Below are 25,165 nucleotides of genomic sequence, written 5' to 3'. Positions count from 1 at the left end.
CGACAGCAGTGTGCCTAATCGAGACCCAGGCTGTCGCGTAAAATCTGCAGGCGTTCGCTGTCGCCGTCGCGCGCGGCCTGCTGAAGAGATTTGGTCGGTGCATGAATCAAACGGTTGGTCAGCTTGTGGGCCAGTTCCTGCATCACTTTTTGCGGATCGGCACCCTGCTGCAGCGCCTGCAGCGCACGGCCTTCCAGTTCAGCGCGGATATCATCCGCCTGAGCACGGTATTCACGAATAGAGTTGACCGCGCCCTGGGAACGCAGCCAGGCCATGAAATCGCTGCATTCCTGCACCACGATACTTTCGGCCTGCACCGCAGCGGCTTTGCGCTGGGCAAGGTTCTGCTCAATGATGGCCTGCAGATCGTCAACGCTGTAGAGATAGGCATTCGCTAACTTGCCCACTTCCGGCTCTACGTCGCGCGGCACCGCAATATCCACCAGCAGCATTGGCTGGTTACGGCGCGCTTTGAGCGCCCGTTCCATCATGCCTTTACCAATGATGGGCAAGGGACTGGAGGTGGAAGTAATGACGATGTCGGCATCGGCCAGGCGCGCGTCGATGTCCGCAAGGCCAATCACTTCCGCGCCCACTTCTTTCGCCAGCGCGTCCGCGCGTTCGCGGGTACGGTTGGCAATAATCAGTTTTTTGACCTGATGTTCGCTCAGATGACGCGCCACCAGCTCGATGGTTTCCCCCGCGCCAACCAGTAACACGTTGACGGTGGAGAGGGACTCAAAGATCTGCCGCGCCAGCGTACAGGCGGCAAAGGCAACGGAAACGGCGTTCGCGCCGATCTCCGTTTCCGTACGCACGCGCTTGGCAACCGAGAAGGTTTTCTGGAACATACGTTCCAGTTCACTGCTCAGTGCATGACCGCGCTGCGAATCAGCAAAGGCTTTTTTCACCTGACCTAAAATCTGCGGCTCGCCCAGCACCAGCGAATCCAGCCCGCTGGCGACGCGCATAAGATGACTGACGGCCTCATTGTCCTGATGCCAGTAGAGGCTGTTACGTACATCCTCTTCATCAAGCTGGTGATAGTCACACAGCCAGCGCACCAGACGTTCCTGCAGATCGACCTGTTGCTCTACACTCAGGTAGAGTTCGGTTCGGTTACAGGTGGAGAGCACGACGCCACTCTGCACCATGGGCTGGGATAACAGGCTGTCTAAGGCCTGTTCCAGCGACTCCGGCCCGAACGCAACGCGTTCGCGCAGAGCAATGGGTGCAGTTTTGTGATTGATTCCGAGAGCGAGCAGCGTCATGGCGATTTAGGTTGGGTTGTCCCAATAATGTCAGGGTTTTGTGAAGCGCATTCTACAAGATGCAGCAGATCAAGAAAAGCCATACAAAGGCTATGACTGTAATAAGATTAAGCCGATCATAGCGATTTTGCCGTATAACAGCATTGACGGTTAAAATGCGGATGGTTAGCGTTACCTGTTACCAATGAAAAATGAGTCCGAGGAGATGACCACTTGATGCTTACTTCCCCACGCAATCTGTTGCGCCTTTTACCCCTGGCCGGTGCTGTTCTGCTGGCTGCCTGTAGCATCAATAAACCACAAGGTCCCGGCCCGAGCGCCACTGCGCCCCAATGGCAACATCATCAGCAAGCGGTCAGTAAAGTGACGCAGTACCAGACGCGCGGCGCGTTCGCCTATCTGTCGGACAAACAAAAAGTCTATGCCCGCTTCAACTGGCAGCAGACCGCACCTGACCGTTATCGTCTGCTGTTAACCAACCCGTTAGGCAGCACAGAACTGCAGCTGGATGCGCAGGGTTCTGTGGTGCAGATCGTGGATAGCCAGGGCAAACGCTATGTCAGCAACGATGCGCAGAAGATGATCTCGCAGCTGACCGGCATGGATATTCCGCTGACCAACCTGCGTCAGTGGATGATGGGCCTGCCGGGCGATGCGACCGACTACCAGCTTAACGATCAGTATCAGTTGCGCAGCCTGAACTATCAGCATGATGGCCAGACCTGGCAGGTGACCATCGCCGGCTACGACAGCAACGTCACCCCTGCGCTGCCCGCCAGCCTGGAGCTGAAAGAAGGCGATCAGCGCATCAAGTTACGTATGGATAGCTGGACGCTGAAATGATCACCACCTGGCCTGCTCCGGCAAAACTGAACCTTTTTTTGTACATCACCGGGCGCCGGGCGGACGGTTACCATAACCTGCAAACCCTGTTTCAGTTTCTGGATTATGGCGACAGTCTGGAGATTGTTCCCGATCAGAGCGATGCCATTACCCTTCTCACGCCCGTGTCCGGCGTGCCGGATGCTGAAAACCTGATCGTGCGTGCCGCCGACATGCTTAAGGCGGCTGCCCGCGAGAAGGGAACGCTGCCGGCGCAGGCGGGTGCGCGGATCGCCATTGAAAAGCGTTTGCCAATGGGCGGTGGACTGGGTGGCGGTTCTTCTGACGCCGCTACGGTTCTGGTGGCGCTTAATCATCTCTGGCAAACCGGTTTTACGCCGACGGAACTGGCACAGATGGGCGTGAAACTGGGTGCGGATGTCCCGGTGTTCGTAAAAGGGCACGCCGCCTTCGCCGAAGGGGTCGGCGAGGTGCTTTCTCCCGCATCGCCTGCCGAAAAATGGTATCTTGTTGCCCATCCCGGCGTCAGCGTGGCCACGCCAGTGGTCTTTAACGATCCGGCACTTCCCCGTGACACGCCCGTGCGCACTTTATCAGCACTTTTACAGGCCCCCTTTCTTAACGATTGCGAATCAGTAGTAAGAAAACGTTTTCGTGAGGTTGATGAGCTTGTTTCATGGCTGCTAGAATACGCGCCGTCGCGCCTGACAGGGACAGGTGCTTGTGTGTTTGCTGAATTTGACACCGAGTACGCTGCTCGCCAGGTGCTGGAACTTGCCCCGTCATGGGTGCGCGGTTTTGTAGCCCGAGGCGTTAACGTCTCGCCGTTACAGCGCACTCTGCAAGGCGATTAGCGATAGCGTGACTGTGTCACCCTGTTCCAGATACAGCACGTTTCGCACTCACATACCCGTGTGAACGATCACGACAGTATTCGCCGGTTACTGTCATGACGTTCATTCTCTGGACGCAAAGCCTGAGGTTCTTCTCGTGCCTGATATGAAGCTTTTTGCTGGTAACGCCACCCCGGAACTAGCACAACGTATTGCCAACCGCCTTTACACCAGCCTGGGCGACGCCGCTGTCGGTCGTTTCAGTGATGGCGAAGTAAGCGTACAAATTAATGAAAATGTACGCGGTGGTGATATTTTCATCATCCAGTCCACCTGTGCTCCCACCAATGATAATTTGATGGAACTGGTCGTGATGGTCGACGCGCTGCGTCGTGCTTCAGCTGGTCGTATTACCGCTGTTATCCCCTACTTTGGTTATGCCCGTCAGGACCGCCGCGTGCGTTCTGCGCGTGTGCCTATTACCGCCAAAGTCGTGGCTGACTTTCTTTCCAGCGTCGGCGTTGACCGTGTTTTAACGGTTGACCTGCACGCTGAGCAGATCCAGGGCTTCTTCGATGTCCCGGTTGATAACGTCTTCGGCAGTCCCATTCTGCTGGAGGATATGTTACAGATTGGCCTGGAAAACCCGATTGTTGTTTCGCCTGACATTGGCGGCGTGGTTCGTGCCCGTGCTATTGCGAAACTGCTGAACGACACCGATATGGCCATCATTGACAAACGTCGCCCGCGTGCGAACGTTTCTCAGGTCATGCATATCATTGGTGACGTAGCGGGCCGTGACTGTGTGCTGGTCGATGACATGATCGACACCGGCGGCACACTGTGCAAAGCCGCGGAAGCGCTGAAAGAGCGCGGTGCCAAGCGCGTCTTCGCATACGCGACGCACCCTATCTTCTCCGGTAACGCGGTGGAAAACTTACGTAAATCTGTCATCGATCAGGTTATCGTGTGTGACACCATTCCGTTATCCGAAGAGATGAAGTCGCTGCCAAACGTCCGTACCCTGACGCTGTCAGGCATGCTGGCAGAAGCCATTCGCCGCATCAGTAACGAAGAGTCCATTTCGGCAATGTTCGAACACTAATCTTCGCAGGCCGGACACGCTGTCCGGCCTTTTCTTTTGTCTGTACCTCTCCCCTTCCGACAAAGCTGCTTGATTCACAGAAATTTTCGTTATGAGTCACCGCCGTTATTGTCACGCTTACTACGAAAAACTCTTTCGCTGAAATTATCTTATCTGCTCTTTTGCCATTCTGCGTTGAGTGGTACTTTGCCCGCACTTTTTATTGCGATCGTTTTCCACTATGAACCTCGACGTCTATACGTTATTTATTTGCGAACTCTACGTACTGGGGTTTATGAGTCTGATCCTGGCATTTGCCTGGGTCGGTTCGCATTACGATCGCACGCTGGGCTATGTTTGCGTGGCCATTTTACTGACGCTGGTCGCCTTTATTCTCAGTAGCCTGCGCAGCCAGGGCTATCAGTTTTTACCGGTGGCCATGAGCAACGTGTTGCTTATGCTGGCTTACGGGGGATTGTTCAGCGCGTTTCGCACCTTTTGCGGTAAGCAGCCGGGGATGAGTGGTCTGGTCGGGGCGCTGATCTGGTCACTGCTCTGCCTGATTCCGGGATTTTATTACAGCTTATCGCTGCGCGTACTGGTGCTCTGCCTGCTCTGCATCGGGTATACCGGAGCGCTTATCTATTTTCTCTGGCTGGCGCGGCGCAATATGGATGCAACGTTCTGGCCTGCCCAGCTCCTGCTCTGGATTCACCTGATATTCCATGTGGCTCGCATATTTCTGGATAATTCCCGCCCGGTCGGCGTTCAGGGCGCGATAAGCGGATCGAATTTCTCCGTCTATGTGATTATGGAATCCATGCTGTTTGTCATTGGGTTTACCGTGACGATTCTGGCGATGGTCAATGAGCGGACGCGCAATGCGCTGAAAGCGGCTTCACTGCACGATCCTCTGACCAATATCTGGAACCGTCGTGCGCTGTTTACCGGGGCCGAGGTGATGATTAAAGCCTGTCAGAAGCAGAATAAAGCGCTGACGGTGGTGTTATTCGATCTGGACCATTTTAAAGGCATTAATGACCGCTACGGGCATCATCAGGGCGACCAGGTTCTGATTGATTTCAGTCACCGTGTGTCCGGCATGCTGCCTGAAGGGGCGCGCTTTGCGCGACTGGGCGGCGAAGAATTTGCCGCCCTTCTGCCGATGATGTCAGCACAGGCTAACGTCTGGTGCGAGCAGGTGCGCCAGGCGATCCACCTTTCCCGACCGGGGCAGATTCCCTATTCCGTCAGCATTGGCTTCTCTACCGCCGACAATCGCCACATTGATTTTGGCGAACTGATGGCGCTGGCTGACAAAGCGCTCTATCAGGCAAAAGCCAAAGGCAGAAACCGAACCCAATCCTGCCTGACGTTGCCGGGAACGTGATTATGACGAGTGATGGCTGCGGCGGCAGCGTTTATCGCCATAATGCCGCTCCCAGTAATAGCGATCTTCGACTTTCTCACGACCGCTAATGCAGGCACCGGCCAGCCATAACAGTGCGCCAAAGAAAATCCCAAACATCGCGCCCTGCGCCAGTATCTGCGGCAGATTTAAAGAGGGAAGTTGGTTGATAATCGAAAAACCAACGCCGAGTACCATGGTCACTAAGCCCAGTGCCATTAAGGCATTTCCTGCCATACGTGAGTGATGACGTTTCATCTTTCACCTCCTGACGGTGCGGTCCGATGAGCGCACACAATGTTAACCTGTCAGTAGTTTAGGCAATGACAGCAGGCTAATTTGTGCACTTCGTCACACTCAGAGCAGGATAAGTGTGACCAAAGCATAATTACAGCTTATTGATTTAGATGGAAAACAATTAATCACCGACACTAATAATTCGTGGCTCACACTTTGTGATCCGCAGCCTGGCACAGTAAACTACTGCCCTTTGGTGATAACAGCAGGATATTCCTTGTGAGCAGCATTAAACTGATTGTCGGCCTGGCGAATCCCGGTGCGGAATATGCCGCCACGCGCCATAACGCGGGTGCGTGGTATCTGGATTTGCTGGCTGAGCGGCACAATCAGTCGTTAAAAGAAGAAGCCAAATTTTTCGGTTATACGGCGCGACTGGCGCTGGCGGGCGAAGATGTCCGACTGCTGGTGCCCACCACCTTTATGAACCTCAGCGGCAAAGCGGTCGCGGCGATGGCGACCTTCTACCGTATTGCGCCCGAAGAAATTTTAGTGGCGCACGATGAACTCGATCTGCCACCGGGCATTGCGAAATTCAAACAAGGCGGCGGTCACGGCGGTCATAACGGCCTGAAAGACATCATCAGCAAGCTGGGCAATAATAATAACTTTCATCGTCTGCGCATCGGTATCGGCCATCCCGGTGACCGCAACAAAGTGACCGGATTTGTGTTAGGCAAACCGCCCGCCAGCGAGCAAAAGCTGATCGATGACGCCATTGATGAAGCAGCGCGCTGCACCGAACTGTGGTTGAAGGAAGATCGCATTAAGGCAATGAACCGCCTGCATGCCTTTAAGCCTGTCTAATCGCCCCGATTGTCGCGAATCTGTGTATAATGCGCGAAAATTATCTTACGTTTCCGGCGGCGCCTGCGTTCAGGCGTTGCCCATCCAGCTATAAAGGGTATTAAACCATGGGATTCAAATGCGGTATCGTGGGCCTTCCAAATGTCGGTAAATCCACTCTGTTTAACGCGCTGACAAAAGCGGGTATTGAAGCGGCGAACTTCCCCTTCTGCACCATTGAACCCAACACGGGCGTTGTGCCTATGCCTGACCTGCGTCTGGATCAGCTGTCCGAGATCGTCAAGCCACAGCGCGTGGTTCCGACTACCATGGAATTCGTCGATATTGCCGGTCTGGTAAAAGGTGCATCGAAAGGTGAAGGCCTGGGCAACCAGTTCCTGACCAATATCCGTGAAACCGAAGCGATCGGCCACGTGGTTCGCTGCTTTGAAAACGACAATATTATCCACGTGAATAATAAAGTCGATCCGGCTGATGATATCGAAACCATCAACACCGAGCTGGCGCTGGCGGATCTGGACACCTGTGAACGTGCACTGCAGCGCGTGCAGAAAAAAGCTAAAGGCGGCGATAAAGACGCGAAAGCGGAACAGGCGGCGCTGGAGAAATGTCTGCCTCATCTGGAAAACGCGGGCATGCTGCGCGCGCTGGATCTGACCGATGAAGACAAAGCCGCCCTGCGCTATCTGAGCTTCCTGACGCTTAAGCCCACGATGTACATTGCTAACGTTAATGAAGATGGCTTTGAAAACAACCCGTACCTGGATAAAGTGCGCGAAATCGCCGCCAAAGAAGGTTCTGTCGTTGTGCCAGTCTGCGCCTCTGTCGAATCTGATATCGCCGAACTGGAAGACGAAGATCGTGACGAGTTTATGGCCGAGCTGGGCATCGAAGAGCCAGGCCTGAACCGCGTGATTCGTGCCGGTTACGCACTGCTGAATCTGCAGACCTATTTCACCGCCGGCGTCAAAGAAGTACGCGCATGGACTATCCCTGTTGGCGCCACCGCCCCACAGGCCGCCGGTAAAATCCACACCGACTTCGAGAAAGGCTTTATTCGCGCACAAACGATCGCGTTTGAAGACTTTATTACCTATAAGGGTGAGCAAGGCGCGAAAGAAGCGGGCAAGATGCGTTCAGAAGGCAAAGAGTACATCGTTAAAGATGGCGATGTGATGAATTTCTTGTTTAACGTCTAATCCACACGGTGAAGTGAACTGCACGTGAATGAATAAGGTTGTGAAAGCCACGCGAATGCGTGGCTTTTTTTTTAAAGCTTCACAGAACAGGTTTGAAAAAGCCACTAAGACATTCAGGATCAAACGCAACGTATGCTGAATTTTCCGTCTTGAAAATAAGGTGGCAAATAAGCAACCTGACGAGGTGTGATAAATAACAACAAGAAAGCCCGGGTTCACTTTGCTATTACCTTAGTTGTTATCCCTGCTTAACAGAGACTGGCGCAGGGCCTTCCTCGTCGCGGCGCCAGCAGTGATTTACCGTGACGAGGAAAGTGTCTGCAGCACTTTCAGCTCGGCGACCGCTTCCTGCATGGCATCCATACCTGCCGTTAAGGTGCGCAGATTATCCAGCTGTTTCGCCATCCCTGCCCGTTCATGACGGCTTCGATCGCTCATGGCGGCAATCGCATCGGCAGCCTGGATACTGCGGTCTGTCATGTCCGTCGCGGTTTGTACCGTGTTTGTCGCGACATCGCGGATACGCGAGATCGTGTCGACCGCATCATTAATGTTGCTAGCGGTCGCTTCAGCCTGCTCTTTCGAGGATTGCGCCAGACGGCGAACTTCCCCTGCCACAACGGCAAATCCTCTGCCAGCTTCCCCCGCGCGTGCAGCCTCGACAGCGGCATTGAGCGCCAGAATATTGGTCTGGAAAGCGATATTGCTGATGCCGTGCGTAATAACGTTGATGCCGTTAGATATCGCTTCCAGATCGTCCAGCCCGCCCCCCAGGCGCCCTTGTGCCTGCTGGCTTTCTTTGGCGAGAGTGCTGATAGCGCGAATGCTGCTTTCGGCCATCGACAACGCTTCGCTCTGGCTCTGGGTTGCCGCCTCAAGTACCGGCAGCGCCTGAACGATAGGTGCCAACTCCTGCTGATAATTCACCACGCGAGCCAGCACGCCCGACTGGACGCGGTTTAGCGCTTCCCAGCGACGTAACGCGCGCTGCGCATAGTGCGCGGCATAGCTGGCATATTCCACCGGAAATTGCGCCATGGCGTTTACGTTATGATTGAAGAATACCAGTGCAGACAAGGTCTGATTGATCGGTACGCCCAGAATTTCACCAAAGCTGGAGAACCCGGCCGCCGGGATGCCTTTAAAGAAATGTGCATCGTGCAGCTTATCGGGATTGCCCTGTCGGCGCAGTATGCAGTCATTCATCAGGACCGCCGCCGGTTTGCCGTGACGTTGCGTAAAGGCCTGCCAGTCCCGCAGCGTAGCCTGCTTAAAATCGGTTTCACGCATTAAGTAAAGCCGATCGCCAAATTCCAGATCGCAAAAAAACTGTACACTGTGGCTGTCCATCTTCGCTACAGAACGAATGAAATACGCGTCACCTACCTTCACCGCAAATGTTAAACCTTTCAGACGCTCCGTCAGCTGCTGTTCATTGCAGCCCAGATGTTCAGCCAGTGCCTGGGTGAAGGGCTGTTGCTGCCCCTGTGGGTTGAACACGGAAGTCAGGGTACGCTTAACCGGATCCGCCTCGGCAATCAGCCAGCTCTTGTTCAGTGGCTCGAAGTTCTGACTCTTAAAGGGTGAAAAGGACTTACCCGCCGCCATTTTGCAGAAAACAATAACGGCTTTCCCCTGCAGTACACGCCCGCCAGCGCCAATCCATGTCCCGTCAAAGGTGACGCGTCCACCGGCGGATCCGCCGATTGCCAGGCAGGGAAAGCGGCCCGTATTATACCAGGCCTGCATTAAAAACCCTTCCGATGCAGACAGCCCGTCACAGTAAATCATGGCAAAGGTACGGTCAGCAGAGAGCGGCATGCTCAGCCTCAACGCAGCCAGCTCATCCTGGATGGCACGAATGCGATCCGTCGCCGTGTGGGTATCGTGAAGGTGCAGATCGACCACATGTGTTTCATGCTCTGCAATCAGGTTACGGGGTAACCAGAGCCAGCTGCCTTCCTGCCCGTCGCCTTTGCAGTACGTTGTTTGCTTGCCGCTGGCGCTGAGCGCTCCGTTAGAGGAGAGCGTAATGACGGTCAAATCTGTTGATGTAAAGCGTTGCCATGCCTGACTGACCTTATGAAAATCGGCCTCTGGCGGCACAAACGTCAGCAAAATACCCGCAGCACGACTGCTGAGGCCTGCTGCAGAGAGCGAAGTGGGTAAGCTTTCACAGTTAAAGATCCCGTTGGCGGGCTGAGATCCCCCCGCAAAACGTGAACCGGTTAAGCTTCTGGTCATTGTCTTGATGACAGACATATTGTTGTTTCCACTGTAATTAAAAGGAATGCACGTACTGGTGTCGTAAAAAAGCACACAAATGACTGAGTAATAATCAGCTTTGACGCTTCAGGCTCAGCCCCAACATTGAGCTGAGCATGCGTTATCGACACAGGAGGCAATTGCTTCAACGATTACTGCGATTATTGTTATTGATGGGTCAGCGCTGGACAGGGCGACAGTTGCGGCAGGCTGGTTCTCTGCATTTTCATTGGGATGCCCGCCCGCGATTAAGATGCGCACAGAACTGACGCGCCCTTTCCGCCCGGACGCCTTCCTGGCCAGCGCAGTGATCTGCCCTTCTGTTTAGTCATGCTAAAACCCGTCACGCCGTAAGACAGAGGGGAAGACATGACTTTTTTACTGCGATTTACCGATGCTTTGATGACGGGAGGGATATAAGAAAAACCTATGAATAATGCGTCTTAACTCATTGACAAAATTTAATTTTTACAGAAATTACCATGACGTGTTTTCTTACATTTAATTGTCCTGGTTTCGATAAAGGTTGGTCTGTCTGTGCCGAAAGATCACCGTCCCCCTCTCCCTTTATCAGGATAGATTTATGAAGATCGCAACACGGCTCGGTTTGGGTTTTGGCACGTTAATCATTTTTTTCTCCTTGTGCATAGTGGTAGCCATTCATTCTTTATACCAGTCTAAAAACACCCTTGAAGCCATTGTTCAGGGTGATATGAAGAAAACAAAATTAATCACAGACCTGACACTTATTCAGCGTGATATGGCAATCACGGTAAGGAATCTGTCCTTATTTACAGATGAAAAAGGTCTTGAAGAGCAATCCGCTCGTCTTGAAAAATTAAAAGCCCGGTTTGTTGACAGCAGTTCTCAACTGGGCCAGATGATTGACCAGTCGGGCAGTAACGAGGAAAAAAAAGCGTTTGAGGCAATAGAAAAGAGTCAAAAAAATGCCCTGGACTCCTTCAGTAATACTGTTCCTCTGGCATTGGGGAAAAATAACGCAGCAACAGTGAAATTTCTTCTTGATACCGTCAGACCAGCCCAGAACCCCCTGATTGACGGGCTCACCTCAATGGGCGAAGTGCTCACTCAGCGCTCTGATAATGCCGTCAGTCAGAACAGTAAGACAACGGAGCAGGCCTATATTATTTTGCTGGTTCTGCTGGGCATTGCGGTCATTTTGGGCTTGCTGACGGGAAGTTACCTGATTCGCAAGATTATGCGTGAACTCGGCGGTGAGCCGGTTACAGCGCAACGGCTCGCTTACGCTATTTCACAAGGGAATCTGACCTCAACGGTTCAACTGCGAAAAAATGATGACCGCAGCCTCATGGCGTCTCTCGACGCGATGCAAGCCAGACTGCGCGGGATCGTGTTGCAGATTAAAGACGCCTCCGCGTCCGTTGCGCTGGCGGCCGATGAAATCGACCGGGGAAATACAGAACTCTCATCACGAACCGAGCAGCAGGCTGCCGCGCTGCAGCAGACCGCCGCCAGCATGGAGCAGCTCACCAGCACGGTGAAGAGCAACACAGCCGGTGCGCAGCAGACCGCTGAATCTGCCCGGGCAACAGCACAGACCGTTAACGCCGACAAGTCCAAGGTCAGCCACATGACCGATACCATGCACAACATCCATGAGAGCGCAGTCAAGGTCCGTGATATTACGTCCGTGATTGAAAGCATCGCTTTTCAGACCAACATCCTGGCGTTGAATGCCGCCGTGGAAGCCGCGCGTGCAGGTGAAGATGGTCGCGGATTCGCCGTCGTGGCTGGTGAGGTGCGGACACTTGCCCAGCGTAGTGCCACGGCCGCGAAAGACATCAAGCGTCTGATTGAACAGGCCGTCGCACACGTTGACAGCGGCGTAGAAATTGCCGCGCTAACCGGGCAGAGCGTCCTGAAGGTCATGAGTATGGTCAGCGACCTGGCTGAAGGGATGGACTCGATTGCCCGGGCCTCTTCTGAGCAGCTGCAGGGAATTTCAGAAGTCAGCGTGGCAGTGAATCAGATGGACGGCGTCACACAGAATAACGCGGCGCTGGTCCAGGAATCGTCAATGGCCTCCCGTTCGCTGTCTGAACAGGCCCAAACATTACGACAGATTGTTGGATCGTTTAGCGTCTGAACATTCAGGTAACGCCGGCATTCCAGGCTTCATCAGGAAGGTACAGGGGCAATCACATCCGCCTGGCGCAGGTTCACAGGCTGTGGTATCTGCGACAGATTCCGGCGCGTGTTGCGAAGGGATGGCGCTTTGTATCGTGACTTATTCAGGCTGCCCTAAACGTCGCAACGGTAAAAGAGAGTGGCGCTCATGCGCCCTCTCTTCCTCGCCAGCGAAATGCGTGAGCCTGGCGCTGATTTTCATGCATGTCCTGATGTGCCACAACGCAGCGTTACCGGACGTCCGTATGACTGTCGTTGACAAGCCGCCTACAGATCCTGCAGGGCCTGGATAATTGACATATTCATCTCGTGAACCGCCTCTTCACGCCGGCGATAGTATGTCCATTTACCGACCTTGCTTGCCTCAAGCAGGCCGGCATCATGCAGCGCTTTCAGACATAACGAGGTGGCGGGCTGTGAGAGGCCCGCTTTGTCCTGAATAAGACTGGCACAGACACCGTACTGATCGAAGGGATACAGCTGAGAATAGTCAGCAAAGGCTTCGTCAGGGCGTTTAAGCCATTTGAGCACCGCAACCCGTGTCGGGTTAGCCAGTAATTTAATGGCATTTTCAGGTGTCATGCCGTCTCAGAACCTCAAGCAGAATAGAAAGGGTAGTCAGTATAGCCTTTCTCACTTCCACCATACAGTGAGGCAGGATCCGCGTTGTTCAGCGGGTAGCCCATTTTGAAACGCGCCGGTAAATCCGGGTTAGCGATAAACGTGCGCCCGAAGCCAAACAGATCGCCCCATCCCTTTTCCAGCATACGTTCGGCCTTTTCCCTGGTATAACGTCCGGAATACATGATGGGGGAACGGAAGGTTTCACGCAGCGCAATACGGAAGCTTTCGGGCATCTCCGGACTGTTGTCCCAGTCCGCTTCGGCGATAGACAGATAGCCAGTTTCAAGCTCGTTTAGCATCTGCGCAGCACGAATGTAGGTAGCATGCGGATCGCGTTCAACCAGCCCCAGATAAACGCGTTCTTCCTCTGTGCTTGAGAACAATGGCGCGAAACGTACGCCGACACGGTGACTGCCAAATACCGCACTCACCGCTTCGGTGACTTCACGCAGAAAGCGCAGGCGGTTATCAAGGGAGCCGCCATATTCATCGGTACGGAAATTGGTGTGTTCAGAAATAAACTGATTGATCAGATAACCGTTGGCGGCATGCAGCTCGACACCGTCAAAACCGGCTTTTTTCGCGTTCTCTGCTGCCGTGCGGTACATCGCCACAATCGCTTTGACTTCCGATGTGGTCAGTTCGCGCGGCATGCTGGGTTCCGTCAGCATACCGGCACCTGGTCCGGTTTCAATAAAGACCCGTACGCCGCTGGCGGCAACGGCGGAAGGAGCAACAGGCGGCTGTTTACCGGGCTGCAACGCATTGTGCGATACGCGGCCCACGTGCCAGAGCTGGCAAAAGAGCGTTCCGCCTTCTGCATGCACAGCGTCGGTGACGTTTCGCCATCCCGCAATTTGTGCGTCGCTGTGAATGCCAGGCGTCCAGGCATAGCCCTGCCCGCGCGGTTCAATTTGCGTACCTTCGGTGATCATGAAGCCCGCGCTGGCACGCTGGCGATAGTACTCCACCATCATCCTGCCGGGAATGTTGCCCGGCTGCTCGCTACGGCAACGGGTCAGGGGTGGAAGCGCAATGCGGTTACGCAACCTGAGATCACCCAGCGTCAGGGGCGTGAAAAGAGACGGCATAATTAACATCCTTAAAAAGAAACAGGGCTGGCATTATATTTACACATTTAAATTTGTAAATATGTAATGTGTGCGGTTATCTCCCGTTGTCATGATGACTCTGCCAGATTGCCTTCACCGCGCCCTTCACCTAAGCGTTACCGTTATCCTCACGGCGGAACGACCGGGCTGATGGTGGCTGTTTCGGCTTTTTTGCGGCAAAAATCAGCATCACTCCGCCGGTAGGAAAATCCCTCACTGCCCTTTATCAGCGCAGTATGAACGCGTGCAGCAGCCTGGATGATGAACGCAGCAAAACAATGGCAGATCGGCGCATAAAGCAGAAGATAGCCGCTTTATACCCTGTTAAATCGTCAGAACCGGTCACCTGAAACGCGACCTGCGGTACAGCTCGGGCAGAGACGAAGGCGAGTCGCCTTCACATAACATTGCTTGTCTGTCCCGTCCTCAGCGTATGCATGCCGCCCTTTTCAGGAGAGAAGACAGGGATATATCAGGCTGGGGATACGACGGCACGTAATCTTTGCGCCACGGGGGCTTCTTCACTGGCTCATGCCCCCATGTCTTCACCCTTTCCTTTGCACCCTTTTTACACCGCACCCGCTCTTTTTTACGCCACTTTTACACGCCGGGCGCTTAAATCAACGGCACCGGGCGCTAAGGCGTCCATGTAAAAGGAAACCGTTGATGAAATGTGTGAATGCGGCCTCTTTCCTGCCGGTTTGTGGTGATGCCGTGATTGCGGATCTTGCCGAGCAGCAGCGGCTGCGCCTGCTTTCTCCCCGTAAATGGTTCAGAGAGACGATGGAGGTCAACACCGATCCGTCCATGCTCAATCCGCGGCTGATTGCCCAGTGGCTGGGTTCGGCTATTCCCGATGCACGTCTGCTGACGCTGGCGTTGAACAGCAGTCTTTGCTTTGGCCTCTATCGTCATACCCGGCAGATCGGTTTTGCGCGGGTCGTTACCGATATGGCCGAAACCTGGGTTATACAGGACCTGTTTATCTCGCCAGAGTATCGCTATATCGGGCTGGGATCCTGGCTGCTCCACTGCTGTCTGACCCACCCTGGCGCCAGTGGCTGTCATCGCATTATTGCGCTGAGCGACAGCGCCCAGGACTTTCTTGAACGCAACGGATTCATTTGCCATGCCTCTCTGCCGGGTCTTTATCTCAGGGCGGTTGCGCCTTACGGCCTGAGCGACTCGCTGAGCGCTGACCGCGCCCACCACCATTAAGCGGACAGGACGCTTTGCCATGTGTGGCTTGCTGCAGTTTTTCATCCGACCTCAACCCGATCACGGCTGGACGCCGGGCACGGCAACTGATGCCCTGCCCGCCCATAAGGAAAACACCATGTCAGGTTTTATCCTGGTATCACATAATCATTCACAACGTTCCACGCTGTCTGCAATTTATGAAGGCCTGCTTTCCCGCCACGGCGGACTCTGGATAAGCTGGGATGGTGAGACGACGATGCTGCCTTCTGATGCACCAAGGCCGCTGAGCATTCAGCAGAAAGGCCCTTATGAAACGCTGACCTTTCCTCTGTCTTCCGCCGAAGTGAAAGAGGGTTATCACCATTATGTTCATCAGGGATTGTGGCCGGTTTTCCACCAGCGTCCGGATTTGGCCCGCTTTTCTGCTGACGGCTATCGGGAATACAAAAAGATTAACGAAGCCTATGCGCGGGTCATCTGTGATAACGCTATGCCCGATGACACCATCTGGATACAGGATTACCATCTGCTGGGCTGCGCCCATTACCTTCGTGAGGCCGGACTGACTAATCCTGTGGGCTTTTTCCTGCACCAGCCCTTTCCCTCAGGCACGATGTTTGAGGCGATTCCCGACTGGCGCTGGCTCACACAGTCGCTGCTGTGCTGTGATTTGCTCGGCTTTCAGACCGTTCAGGACCTGAACAACTTTATCGTCTGGCTGGAAAGCGAATTCCGCACCGAGCGCCTGAGCGTAGACAGCGTTCGCGTGCAGGGGCGGATTGTAAAGCTCGGCGTCTTTCCTGTCGGGATCGATCTGGATGATGTGCGCTGCCTGCGTGACAGCAACAGCTGTGCGTTTATGGAAATGCAGTGTCGTGAAAGCTTACCGGAAAACACCGTTCTGAGCGGCGGTCATCTTGATGAAAGCGCCGGACTGCCTTACCGCATCAGCGCGGTAGAAGTGTTACTGCGCAAACATGCCGTCTATCAAAAAAATATTACCCTGCTGCAACTGGCCCCGCCTGCTGCGGGCTACGCGGACCGGGCAGCGGCTGTCACGCACACGTTAGAAACTCTGTGCGGAGAATGTAATGGCGTGCATGGCATGATGAACTGGTATCCCGTGAATTGCCTGACGCATGCCTACAGCCGTGAGGAGCAGGCGGGTATTTATCGTGCCTCACGCGTCGCGCTGGTCACGCCCCTGATGTCAGGCATGAGTCTGATGGCGAAGATGTATGTGGCCCTGCAGGATCCGGAAAACCCGGGTGTGTTGATCCTGTCACAGTTTGCGGGCGCGGCGGAGCAGATGGACGGCGCGCTTATCGTCAATCCCTACGATCCGGATGCCATGGCCGATGCCATTCACAGTGCCCTGCTGATGCCGCTGCGTGAACGGCGACACCTGCACGCGCGGCTGATGAAGGGGTTACATCTGCATGACAGCCATCACTGGGCAGAGGCATTTCTGTCTGTGCTGGGTGGCATGCCGGTCATTCCGGGCCCGGTTATGGCAGCCGCGCCCGCGTTGCGTCTGAGCAGCAGCCGGGTGCGCTACTGAGGTGACAGGCAAACGCTGCGCCAGTCAGCCTCCTGGCGCCGGTTGCGGCACGGCAGACAACCTGACCGGGTCGCTGTCCTTTGCTGGCACTCAGATCAACGCTTCACATCACAGCCGCTGTGCTTTCCAGCGCGGCAACAATCGCGGCTTCCATTTTTTCAGGAGAAGTGATGGGGGCAAATCGTCTGAGCGGTTTACCATCACGCGCGATCAGAAACTTAGTGAAATTCCACTTAATCCGCCCACCCAACACACCTGGCAATGCCTGTTTCAGGAAACGAAACACCGGGTGCGCTGCGGCGCCGTTGACCTCGACTTTCTCGAACATCGGGAAGCTCACGCCATAGTTGATATGGCAGGTCTGTGCGATATCGTCGGCATTACCGGGTTCCTGCCTGCCGAACTGGTTGCAGGGAAAGCCCAGTACCACCAGCCCCTGATCGGCATACTTTTTGTAAAGCGCTTCCAGGCCTGCATATTGGGGCGTGAAGCCACAATGACTGGCGGTATTCACCACCAACACCACCTTGCCAGCGTAGTCGGCCATCGTAATGCGCTCGCCATGTAAACGGGTAGCACTGAGTTGATAAAAGGCCGTCATAGTGTAATCCTCAGAGAAAAAACATTTACCGCCAGGACTGGCGCGCCGTACATCACAACACAGGGGCCCGGCAAGCCGACTTTTGATCGGCGGCGAAGGCGCTGGCAACAGGATGTGACCCGGCCCACCCGTTTTATGGCACACCCTCTTCGCGCTTAGCCAGGGATAACACTGGCTATGATATTTAAAAAGACGTGGCCAAAGCATAACAGAGAAATACGCCTGTCATTAAACCAGCGGTGTACAGCGGAACGATGTCGCGTTAAGAAGAAAAGGCCCAGCCCCCGTGTTTACAGGCGTTTGTTGCCTGTCCCGTCAGAGCGGCTGTCTGGCTCATCCTGTCTCTTTCTCCCAACGTCATTGGAAGGTCAGTTACTTTGAAACCTGATGATTTGACCTCTAAAAATCAGAACCCAAAACAAACCTGTACAATGACTGATTTGTTGTATAACTTAGATCTATACACTCAGCATAATAACTGTACAATGGAGAAACCTATGCAACACAGACTGCCCGTAACTGGCGTAAGTAAAGATGTTTCATCCTTCTTCAGCCGCGCATCACTGCCCTCTCAGCAGGAAACGTTGGGCGTTGTTGTGGTTGAAATACTCAGAGCAGGTCGTACGCTGAACCGCAAAGCGCTTTGCAAGTCGCTCATTGAACGTATGAGCCATGTTTCTTCTCCTCAGGAAGAAGAACACCTGCAGGAACTGTTGCGCCTTCTGTTCTGATACTGGCTGGAACCTTCTGAAAGGGACTTTGCGGCACAGTGGCTGACATACACGACAGCCGGGCAGGCAAAACTTATTCAGAGAGTAATAATGACATACAGTAAAGATGAAAAACTCCGTGACACACTCATTGGAGAGGCTGCCCTGGCATCCCTTGAGGAGCAGGGCAGCGTCACATTAAAGAGCGTGCTGGAAAATCTTGATGCCATCATGCGTTCTTCTGACAGCGAAGAGAAAAGCCGCGCAGTCAGCATGGCCATCAGTGAAATTAAAGCCGATATGGCCGCTCGTCGCTCTCCTGATGACAGGGACGATGACCATGCCGCCCTTCTGTCACAAGATGCCGATGAAACCTCACGGAACTGACCGTGTCTCAGCGTTATACACGTCTGTCAAAGCAAGTCATTTACGATTAACGACACAAGCAGGCTGTCTGTTTGGGGGTGAAAATAGCGTCGAAGCGCTATCCCTGCCAGGCAAGGCTTTCTGGAAGACAAAACGTTTCGTATTACCGTGACCGGAACGACACCAGAGAGAGTAAGGCCCGATATTCTGCGCACGTAGATTACGGCGACTGGCCCGACTGCGACGCAGATAAGAAGATGCCTGACGTGAAGCGGATATTAATGCATCTTTTTCATAAGCCGGATAATGAGTTCACCGCAGTCCGCGCGCGTTTTTGCCTCTACGCTATGTTCACTCATCGTCTGCAAGGCCTTCGTCAGGTCTTCAGGCATGACAGTGCCCTCCCGTCTCAGGAGCTGGCTGACGGTTCTGCCTACCAGAGCAAGCACCTCTTGTGAAATATCGTGCTCATTGTTTTTCAATCGTCCTCCCGGCAGGTGTATAAACATACAGTTTATCACTTTTCATCCCACCACCCAACCCTGGCTCTTTCTTGCGCTTTCAGGTTAAGACAGTGCAAATGAAACTGAACACCCGAAGAGATTACGCTAACGGTAATAACTTTAAATGAAAAAGATTTTCTCCCTTCCGGTCGCAGTGCCATTATGTTCCCTTTAACGCACGAATAACAGACCTGGTCTGGGTTACGCGTACCTGTTTCTGAGCGCATCACGACAGAACAGGGTAAGTGCTGAATATTTTAAGCAGGCATTATCTGCGGGGACGACTACAGTCAGTGGTGAGGTTGTCATAAATCGTACTTATGGAGGATTGACCGTGTTACTTCAAGACGACGAGAAAGGCCACGTCATTATTGGCGAAGCAGCATTGCACCTGGCGCTGGCTGACAGGGAAATAAACATTACTTCTCTGATGAATGAACTGAGACGCATGGCAACAGACAATTGCAGCGACGATCGCCTGAGTAAAATCCTGGAAGCCAGAACATGGCTAAGAGCATTTTTAACGCCCGGTCTCGTAAAGCAGCCAGTGCCCTACCTGCAGACACTTGCAGGCCTGAACGAAGAAAAGAAATAACGCCAATGGACGTAGTCCGGCCCCGGCCGGAAGACGACGATACGAGATAACCTCATCGGTCTCGCGCGAGCGTGTACCGGCCGGAGATACTGTCAGGGACGACACTTCACGGCATGTTGCGCATAACCACGGTGTTGTCTTTTGCTCCTCGTGCGGTCAAAACACGTTCTGTAAACGAAACGATCGCGTCAAACACGCGGATACAGCTGGCTCACGACGCGTGGCGCTTTCTTTCAAGTACGGCCGCCCCCCTTCCTCACTGTGTTCCCCTGACACTCACTTTCGGGTTGACTTTGCAGCCTGTCAGAAATATGCAGGACGATTTAACGTTGACCTGCGTGTCGTTTTGTTTATAGTGAGTCGCTGTTCTGCTCAGGAAAGCACCATTTTGCCCCCTGACAGGCATCGCCGTCTGCCCCGGATATCGCGTCCGGGCAGGAATGACCTTCCTGAAAGCCCCTTATGGCCGTAAAGGAGAATTACCATCATGCGTCTTACGCCACCCTGAGTTTTCCCCCTTCCCTGGCGCACCGGCTTAACCGATCGCGCACGCAATAACATCCCGACTGCGGATGTGCTTTTGCATCACTAAATTTTGCCCGCATGGGCTTACTTTCATCTAAAAAACTGAGAAATCAATATGTTGCTGTCCTCGACGCGTAAGGACTGGCTGGGTAACGTCCGGGGTGACGTCCTTGCCGGTATTGTGGTCGCGCTCGCCCTTATTCCAGAAGCGATCGCCTTTTCGATTATCGCTGGCGTAGATCCCCAGGTCGGACTCTACTCCGCGTTCTGTATTCCCTTCGTTATGGCCTTTCTCGGTGGCCGACCGGCGATGATTTCGTCGGCCACCGGCGCGATGGCGCTGCTGATGGTCACGCTGGTTAAAGAGCACGGCTTGCAGTATCTGCTGGCGACCTCCGTGCTGACCGGCCTTCTGCAGTTGCTGGCAGGCTATCTCAGGTTAGGCAGTCTGATGCGCTACGTTTCCCGCTCGGTGGTGACCGGCTTCGTCAACGCGCTGGCCATCCTGATATTTATGGCCCAGTTGCCGGAACTGACTCATGTGAGCTGGCAGGTTTATGCCCTGACCGCTGCCGGGCTCGGCATCATTTATCTTTTCCCGCGGATCACCAAAGCCATCCCTTCCCCCCTGGTCTGCATTATTGTTCTGACTGCAATCTCTGTATGGCTCCATCTGGATGTGCGCACCGTCGGCGATATGGGCAGGCTGCCCGACAGCCTGCCCGTGTTTCTGATCCCGGACATTCCGCTGAATCTGCACACCCTGCTGATCATCTTGCCTTACGCCGCAGGCCTGGCTGTGGTGGGATTGCTGGAGTCGATGATGACCGCCACCATCGTGGATGACATGACCGATACAGGCAGCGATAAAAACCGCGAGTGCAAAGCGCAAGGGATCGCCAACATCTGTACCGCCTTTATTGGCGGTATGGCGGGCTGCGCCATGATTGGTCAGTCGGTGATTAACGTGAAGTCAGGCGGCCGGGGACGGTTGTCCACCCTGACGGCGGGCGTGGTGTTACTGCTGATGGTGGTCTTTCTGCGCCAGTGGGTGTCTCAGATCCCGATGGCAGCCCTGGTCGCCGTGATGATTATGGTATCTGTAGGAACCTTCTCCTGGCAGTCGATTGCCAACCTGCGCACCCATCCCATGTCCACCAGCGTGGTGATGCTGGCCACCGTCGTCGTTGTGGTCGCCACTCACAACCTGGCGCTGGGTGTGCTGATCGGCGTACTGATTGCCTCGCTGAACTTTGCCACTAAAGTGGCGCGCTTTATGGCGGTGTCCTCTGAACGGCAAGGCAACACACGAATTTATACCGTGACGGGCCAGGTCTTTTTTGCCTCGTCCGATCGCTTCACCCGCCATTTTGACGTCAGCGAGGAGGTGGAACGCGTCATTATTGATGTCACCCATGCACATTTCTGGGACATCACGTCAGTAAGCGCGCTGGACCGCATCGTGATCAAGTTCCGGCGGGAAGGCACGGAGGTCGGGCTGCGGGGAATGAATGCGGCAACGCAAACTTTGGTTGACCGCTTCGGCGTGCATGACAAACCTGACGAGATTGAAAGACTGATGAACGGTCACTGAGAAACAGGGCTGGGGCTGTTTGTCCCAGCCACTGGAGGCGTGGCCAGACGCGCCACGCTTTCCCGCAGTTGAGTGTTTCGGATGGGCCTTCTACGCTTAAGCCTGACCAGATGGGCGTTACTGTACCGTCTGTTTATATTCAACGGTTAACGGAGGTCAAATGACAGACACGACTGTCACCCGTAGAGATACCCACACGCTTTTTTTTGATGTCAATGAAACCCTCCTGGATACCGCGCCGTTAAAAGCCTGTGTGGTGCGTCGCCTGGGCAATAAACCCGAACGCGCAGAAGCCTGGTTCACTTCGCTGCTGCATTACTCGCTGGTGGAATCCGTCACAGGCAGCTGGCACAGCTTTGGTGATATCGCAGAAGCCGTGCTGCAGATGACCGCCGAACGCTATGGGATCACGCCTTTACCTGACGCTACTTCGCTGGCTGACGCCTTATCGGCCATGCCGGCTTTTCCTGACGTTGCAGACGGTTTATCCGCATTAAAATCGCACGGCCTGACGCTGGTGGCGTTGACGAACTCGTCACAGGCGCTGGCTGAAAAACAACTCAGTCAGGCGGGACTAAGCTCTTTTTTCAGCCGGGTGCTCAGCGTCGAGTCATTACAGGTCTATAAGCCGGATTTGCGCGTTTATCGCTGGGCAATGGATGAAATGAAACAGCCAGCCACATCATGCATGATGGTAGCCGCGCACGGCTGGGATGTCGGCGGTGCGAAGCGCGCGGGGATGAAAACCGCCTTTATCGCGCGGCCGGGACAAACGCCTTTCCCGTTGGCGCCTGAACCCGATGTGATCGTCAGGGATATTGGCGCGCTTGCCGCTGTGTTCACTCACCGGTGAAACAGAACCTGCCCCGCGGTAACGACAGCCCGCAGGGCAGAAAAACCCACGCAACCCTGCTATGATCGCCGCCTGAAAGCAGTAAGCACTTTCCCTGAGGACCTGATATGACCCCTGATGTTCCACTCAAGTATTATGACATTGCTGAAGAATACGCGGCAGAGACAGCAACGCCGGTCAGCGAGTCAGAACATGATGCGCTGGCGCACTACTTCCAGTTACTGATTACCCGGCTGATGAATAACGAAGCGATCAGCGAAGACGCGCAGCAGGAGATGGCCGCCGAGGCAGGCATTGATGCGGCGCGTATTGACGAGATCGCCACCTTTCTGAATCAATGGGGCAATGAGGACTAATTTCGATAACTGATGCACGTCCGTGCATCAGTTTTATGGGCTGCCTGTCCGCTTTCTGTTTCTTTTAATATATGGGCTCAAAAAAAAGGATTTTTCACACTCAGCAGGAGCAAGAAGAACGGCACAATGCCTGATGTGGGCGGGATTGGGCGGTCAAAAAAGTGAATGTCACAACTGAGCGCCGTCATGAGAAACTGCACCTGTGCCGGGCACAGGTGCAGACGATAAAGGCTAGGACGCGTGTTTGCCGAAGGATACCGACTCCTCCTCCTCATTGGTAATATTAGGTTTCGCCAGGCTGGCGCTCACGCCCCAAAAGTAGCAGACCAGGGATGCGACAATGATAAGGATCATATCGAATGGCGTGCTAATCACGCCGCTCCCGCCGTAGGTACCGAGCATGGAAATCACCATCACCACAATGTAGTAAGCCAGCAGCCACCAGGCGCAACGCAGATCCTGACTGAATTCGCTGTTCTTCTTACCAAAGACGGCGTAAGCGACCCAGGCAATAATCAGGATCGGGATAAGAATCTCATTGACCGACCAGCCGCTCCAGTAAATCAGGAGCGTACTGGCTACAAACGCCAGCGGACTGAGCAGCCCGGCTATCGGCAGGCGAAACGGGCGCTGCATGTCAGGCAGGTGACGACGAAATGCGCCCAGCGTGATCGGGCCCGGCATATAGGTAAAGACGGTGGCCGAGGTGACCGCACCGATTAATCCGCCCCAGACCTGAAACTCAGAAGGCAGCGTCCAGGCGATGGCCAGCAGCAGCGATAACCACAATGCGCCGCGTGGTACGCCCGATTTTGCATCCACTTCACCAAACACTTTAAACAGATGACCGTTACGCGCCCAGGCAAACAGCACGCGCGCAGCCCCCGCCAGATAGATGTTGCCGGTTCCGGCCGGAGAAATCACGGCGTCGATAAGAATCAGGTTAATCAGCCAGGTCAGTCCCAGGCTGCGCGCTAAATCGGCATAGGGCGACTGGAACACCTGCTTCAGCCCGGCCCAGCCATGTTGTGACAGTAAATCGGCCGGCACCGCGCCCATAAAGGCATACTGCAGGGCCAGGTAAATCACGAAGCTGACGGCAATGGCAATACCAATCGCCAGCGGTACGTTGCGCTGTGGGTTTTTGGCTTCACTCGCAAAATCCACGGCCTGGCGAAAACCAAGATAGGCAAAGACAATCCCTGCCCCCGTCAGCGAGCTAAAAACACCATGCGCCCCGCCCGGCGGTGCTGGCGGAACGTCAAGATTCGGCGCATGAAAGTAAAGCAGGAGCGTAATGATGGTCAGTACCGGCACGATAAATTTGAAGGTGGTAACAATGGTATTCACACGACCAAAAAAACTCACGCTCCAGTAGTTAAGCAGGAAAAATACCACCAGCAGCCCAATCTGCACCACAAACCCTAATCCCGTTGGGCTGCCGTCAGTATGCCCCAGGGCAGGCCACCAGTAAATCGCGTACTGACGAACGGCCTCCACTTCCACTCCGGCGGTGCTGGTATACGCCAGCAGAGAACTGACACCAATGACAAAGCCGACGATATTGCCGTGCGAATAGTTGGGATAGCGCACAAAACCGCCTGCGCGCGGCAACGCCGAGGAGAGCTCGGCGTAAACCAGGCCAATCATCAGCACAATCACCGCACCCAGCACCCAGGCCCAGCCGGTATGGCTGCCTGCATAACCGGAGCTGTTAAGGGCGGCATACAGCCAGCCCGACCCGATCATGGAGCCAATGCCCAGTAACGACAGATCGACCAGTCCTAATTTCTTTTTAAGTCCCGTGGACGCCATAATATGCCCCTGTATGATTTTGATTATTAGATGTTGTGCGTGGGAATAAAGCATATTGTGTGCCAGCACTATTTTACTGTCGTGATGGTTTATGTAAGAAACATTCTGGTTCACATAAGCAGGCGATAAAGGGTTTCAGGCGAGGCTTTCTACGGAAATAAACAGATCTGTCGACAATCAGGGCAAAATTAAGCAGGAGATCACGGTGCAAGGCGCACTGCAATGATCCGAAAAATATATTGTGAAGGTAATTGAAACATTCCGTCACCGGTAAAAAAGTCGTGACACAGTTTTGGACGCCTCTGAGCCTGAAAGCCGGTGAAACAGCCCCCTGAGAAACTGACGCGCCTACCTTCTGCCCTGCCTTAGTCAGGCTTTGTACGCCCGCCGTTCGCATTTTGCCGGGCCATCCGATCCGGGAACGTCAGACGCAAAAACAGGCTTTCCTCATCCTCATTAATACGTTCAATAAGAGCGGGCAGTCACAGACGGCGTTTTTTTGCACCAGGCCGACACGTAAAGATGTGTTCTGGCCTGCCGGGAATAAAAACAGATTGGTCAGGCGGCACGGAAC

22 protein-coding genes are annotated in these 25,165 nt (G+C 54.2%); 15 read left to right on the top strand and 7 right to left on the bottom strand.

What is annotated here, in order from left to right; genetic code table 11:
* Positions 1-14: 14 nt before the first annotated feature.
* Positions 15-1,271, bottom strand: coding sequence for a glutamyl-tRNA reductase (gene hemA / locus RAC65_RS00355; protein WP_033741057.1), 1,257 nt, complete (start codon positions 1,269-1,271; stop codon positions 15-17).
* Positions 1,272-1,487: 216 nt separating this feature from the next.
* Between hemA and lolB the strand changes: the two genes are divergently transcribed.
* The 4 genes from lolB (at position 1,488) to RAC65_RS00335 (ending at position 5,421) form a co-directional block, all read left to right on the top strand.
* Positions 1,488-2,114, top strand: a complete 627-nt coding sequence (lolB, locus tag RAC65_RS00350; RefSeq protein WP_006118901.1) for a lipoprotein insertase outer membrane protein LolB — start codon at positions 1,488-1,490, stop codon at positions 2,112-2,114.
* A complete protein-coding gene (gene ispE / locus RAC65_RS00345) occupies positions 2,111-2,968 on the top strand; it encodes a 4-(cytidine 5'-diphospho)-2-C-methyl-D-erythritol kinase (RefSeq protein WP_324028501.1) in 858 nt (285 codons plus the stop codon). Before lolB ends, ispE begins: the two co-directional genes overlap by 4 nt.
* Positions 2,969-3,104: 136 nt before the next feature.
* Complete coding sequence (gene prs, locus RAC65_RS00340) at positions 3,105-4,052, top strand: ribose-phosphate diphosphokinase (RefSeq protein WP_006118899.1); 948 nt, start codon at positions 3,105-3,107, stop codon at positions 4,050-4,052.
* Positions 4,053-4,272: 220 nt separating this feature from the next.
* Positions 4,273-5,421 carry a GGDEF domain-containing protein gene (locus RAC65_RS00335; RefSeq protein WP_058701701.1) on the top strand — a complete coding sequence of 383 codons (1,149 nt, stop codon included), beginning with the start codon at positions 4,273-4,275 and terminating at the stop codon, positions 5,419-5,421.
* Here RAC65_RS00335 and ychH read toward each other — a convergent pair whose 3' ends face one another.
* A complete protein-coding gene (gene ychH, locus RAC65_RS00330) occupies positions 5,422-5,697 on the bottom strand; it encodes a stress-induced protein YchH (protein ID WP_033741052.1) in 276 nt (91 codons plus the stop codon). It lies immediately after the preceding gene.
* Between the two features lie 258 nt (positions 5,698-5,955).
* Here ychH and pth point away from each other — a divergent pair, with 258 nt between their 5' ends.
* The gene (gene pth / locus RAC65_RS00325; RefSeq protein ID WP_033741051.1) at positions 5,956-6,543 is read left to right on the top strand and encodes an aminoacyl-tRNA hydrolase; all 588 of its coding nucleotides are present in this window, start codon (positions 5,956-5,958) and stop codon (positions 6,541-6,543) included.
* 107 nt (positions 6,544-6,650) lie between these two features.
* On the top strand, positions 6,651-7,742 hold the full coding sequence (ychF, locus tag RAC65_RS00320) for a redox-regulated ATPase YchF (protein WP_033741049.1): 1,092 nt from the start codon (positions 6,651-6,653) through the stop codon (positions 7,740-7,742).
* Between the two features lie 297 nt (positions 7,743-8,039).
* Here the strand turns inward: ychF and RAC65_RS00315 are convergent, their stop codons facing one another.
* A complete protein-coding gene (locus tag RAC65_RS00315) occupies positions 8,040-10,004 on the bottom strand; it encodes a methyl-accepting chemotaxis protein (RefSeq protein ID WP_058701699.1) in 1,965 nt (654 codons plus the stop codon).
* Positions 10,005-10,590: 586 nt separating this feature from the next.
* Here RAC65_RS00315 and RAC65_RS00310 point away from each other — a divergent pair.
* Complete coding sequence (locus RAC65_RS00310) at positions 10,591-12,135, top strand: methyl-accepting chemotaxis protein (protein ID WP_039340722.1); 1,545 nt, start codon at positions 10,591-10,593, stop codon at positions 12,133-12,135.
* Between the two features lie 308 nt (positions 12,136-12,443).
* Here RAC65_RS00310 and RAC65_RS00305 read toward each other — a convergent pair whose 3' ends face one another.
* Positions 12,444-12,758: a helix-turn-helix transcriptional regulator gene (locus RAC65_RS00305; protein ID WP_058701698.1), complete on the bottom strand. Its 315-nt coding sequence runs from the start codon at positions 12,756-12,758 to the stop codon at positions 12,444-12,446.
* 14 nt (positions 12,759-12,772) lie between these two features.
* On the bottom strand, positions 12,773-13,891 hold the full coding sequence (locus tag RAC65_RS00300; protein ID WP_375096231.1) for an alkene reductase: 1,119 nt from the start codon (positions 13,889-13,891) through the stop codon (positions 12,773-12,775).
* A gap of 687 nt (positions 13,892-14,578) precedes the next feature.
* On the opposite strand from RAC65_RS00300, the gene RAC65_RS00295 reads away from it, so the two are divergent.
* Together RAC65_RS00295 and RAC65_RS00290 are read left to right on the top strand one after the other, a co-directional pair.
* Positions 14,579-15,130, top strand: a complete 552-nt coding sequence (locus tag RAC65_RS00295) for a GNAT family N-acetyltransferase (RefSeq protein ID WP_054633930.1) — start codon at positions 14,579-14,581, stop codon at positions 15,128-15,130.
* A gap of 118 nt (positions 15,131-15,248) precedes the next feature.
* The gene (locus RAC65_RS00290) at positions 15,249-16,673 is read left to right on the top strand and encodes a trehalose-6-phosphate synthase (RefSeq protein ID WP_058701736.1); all 1,425 of its coding nucleotides are present in this window, start codon (positions 15,249-15,251) and stop codon (positions 16,671-16,673) included.
* A 103-nt stretch (positions 16,674-16,776) separates the two neighbouring features.
* Here the strand turns inward: RAC65_RS00290 and RAC65_RS00285 are convergent, their stop codons facing one another.
* Positions 16,777-17,274, bottom strand: a complete 498-nt coding sequence (locus tag RAC65_RS00285; protein ID WP_058701696.1) for a glutathione peroxidase — start codon at positions 17,272-17,274, stop codon at positions 16,777-16,779.
* 497 nt (positions 17,275-17,771) lie between these two features.
* Between RAC65_RS00285 and ycgZ the strand changes: the two genes are divergently transcribed.
* The 6 genes from ycgZ to RAC65_RS00255 all read left to right on the top strand — a co-directional run bounded on the left by ycgZ (position 17,772) and on the right by RAC65_RS00255 (position 22,776).
* Positions 17,772-18,005, top strand: a complete 234-nt coding sequence (gene ycgZ, locus RAC65_RS00280; RefSeq protein WP_006119672.1) for a regulatory protein YcgZ — start codon at positions 17,772-17,774, stop codon at positions 18,003-18,005.
* 90 nt (positions 18,006-18,095) lie between these two features.
* Entirely contained in the window at positions 18,096-18,371 is a 276-nt protein-coding gene (locus RAC65_RS00275) for a hypothetical protein (protein ID WP_375096230.1), read from the top strand.
* Between the two features lie 816 nt (positions 18,372-19,187).
* A complete protein-coding gene (locus tag RAC65_RS00270; RefSeq protein WP_006119675.1) occupies positions 19,188-19,448 on the top strand; it encodes a hypothetical protein in 261 nt (86 codons plus the stop codon).
* A 640-nt stretch (positions 19,449-20,088) separates the two neighbouring features.
* Positions 20,089-21,567, top strand: a complete 1,479-nt coding sequence (locus tag RAC65_RS00265; RefSeq protein ID WP_039340743.1) for a SulP family inorganic anion transporter — start codon at positions 20,089-20,091, stop codon at positions 21,565-21,567.
* A gap of 160 nt (positions 21,568-21,727) precedes the next feature.
* Positions 21,728-22,420, top strand: coding sequence for a haloacid dehalogenase type II (locus RAC65_RS00260; protein ID WP_058701693.1), 693 nt, complete (start codon positions 21,728-21,730; stop codon positions 22,418-22,420).
* Positions 22,421-22,527: 107 nt separating this feature from the next.
* A complete protein-coding gene (locus tag RAC65_RS00255; protein WP_006119678.1) occupies positions 22,528-22,776 on the top strand; it encodes a DUF2543 family protein in 249 nt (82 codons plus the stop codon).
* Positions 22,777-23,007: 231 nt separating this feature from the next.
* Here the strand turns inward: RAC65_RS00255 and RAC65_RS00250 are convergent, their stop codons facing one another.
* Complete coding sequence (locus tag RAC65_RS00250; RefSeq protein WP_039340752.1) at positions 23,008-24,591, bottom strand: APC family permease; 1,584 nt, start codon at positions 24,589-24,591, stop codon at positions 23,008-23,010.
* Positions 24,592-25,165: the final 574 nt, after the last annotated feature.

The sequence above is a fragment of the Pantoea sp. BS_8 genome, assembly GCF_041954965.1.
Taxonomy (GTDB): domain Bacteria; phylum Pseudomonadota; class Gammaproteobacteria; order Enterobacterales; family Enterobacteriaceae; genus Pantoea; species Pantoea stewartii.
Note: the sequence above shows the minus strand (reverse complement) of the source record. Positions and strands in the feature narration are given on the sequence as shown.

What these genes read in the sequence shown, in the direction of transcription:
- hemA (WP_033741057.1), bottom strand. Translation starts at nt 1,271, where the DNA reads ATGACGCTGCTCGCTCTCGGAATCAATCACAAAACTGCACCCATTGCT.
- lolB (WP_006118901.1), top strand. Translation starts at nt 1,488, where the DNA reads ATGCTTACTTCCCCACGCAATCTGTTGCGCCTTTTACCCCTGGCCGGT.
- ispE (WP_324028501.1), top strand. Translation starts at nt 2,111, where the DNA reads ATGATCACCACCTGGCCTGCTCCGGCAAAACTGAACCTTTTTTTGTAC.
- RAC65_RS00335 (WP_058701701.1), top strand. Translation starts at nt 4,273, where the DNA reads ATGAACCTCGACGTCTATACGTTATTTATTTGCGAACTCTACGTACTG.
- ychH (WP_033741052.1), bottom strand. Translation starts at nt 5,697, where the DNA reads ATGAAACGTCATCACTCACGTATGGCAGGAAATGCCTTAATGGCACTG.
- ychF (WP_033741049.1), top strand. Translation starts at nt 6,651, where the DNA reads ATGGGATTCAAATGCGGTATCGTGGGCCTTCCAAATGTCGGTAAATCC.
- RAC65_RS00315 (WP_058701699.1), bottom strand. Translation starts at nt 10,004, where the DNA reads ATGTCTGTCATCAAGACAATGACCAGAAGCTTAACCGGTTCACGTTTT.
- RAC65_RS00310 (WP_039340722.1), top strand. Translation starts at nt 10,591, where the DNA reads ATGAAGATCGCAACACGGCTCGGTTTGGGTTTTGGCACGTTAATCATT.
- RAC65_RS00305 (WP_058701698.1), bottom strand. Translation starts at nt 12,758, where the DNA reads ATGACACCTGAAAATGCCATTAAATTACTGGCTAACCCGACACGGGTT.
- RAC65_RS00300 (WP_375096231.1), bottom strand. Translation starts at nt 13,891, where the DNA reads ATGCCGTCTCTTTTCACGCCCCTGACGCTGGGTGATCTCAGGTTGCGT.
- RAC65_RS00295 (WP_054633930.1), top strand. Translation starts at nt 14,579, where the DNA reads ATGAAATGTGTGAATGCGGCCTCTTTCCTGCCGGTTTGTGGTGATGCC.
- RAC65_RS00290 (WP_058701736.1), top strand. Translation starts at nt 15,249, where the DNA reads ATGTCAGGTTTTATCCTGGTATCACATAATCATTCACAACGTTCCACG.
- RAC65_RS00285 (WP_058701696.1), bottom strand. Translation starts at nt 17,274, where the DNA reads ATGACGGCCTTTTATCAACTCAGTGCTACCCGTTTACATGGCGAGCGC.
- ycgZ (WP_006119672.1), top strand. Translation starts at nt 17,772, where the DNA reads ATGCAACACAGACTGCCCGTAACTGGCGTAAGTAAAGATGTTTCATCC.
- RAC65_RS00275 (WP_375096230.1), top strand. Translation starts at nt 18,096, where the DNA reads ATGACATACAGTAAAGATGAAAAACTCCGTGACACACTCATTGGAGAG.
- RAC65_RS00265 (WP_039340743.1), top strand. Translation starts at nt 20,089, where the DNA reads ATGTTGCTGTCCTCGACGCGTAAGGACTGGCTGGGTAACGTCCGGGGT.
- RAC65_RS00260 (WP_058701693.1), top strand. Translation starts at nt 21,728, where the DNA reads ATGACAGACACGACTGTCACCCGTAGAGATACCCACACGCTTTTTTTT.
- RAC65_RS00255 (WP_006119678.1), top strand. Translation starts at nt 22,528, where the DNA reads ATGACCCCTGATGTTCCACTCAAGTATTATGACATTGCTGAAGAATAC.
- RAC65_RS00250 (WP_039340752.1), bottom strand. Translation starts at nt 24,591, where the DNA reads ATGGCGTCCACGGGACTTAAAAAGAAATTAGGACTGGTCGATCTGTCG.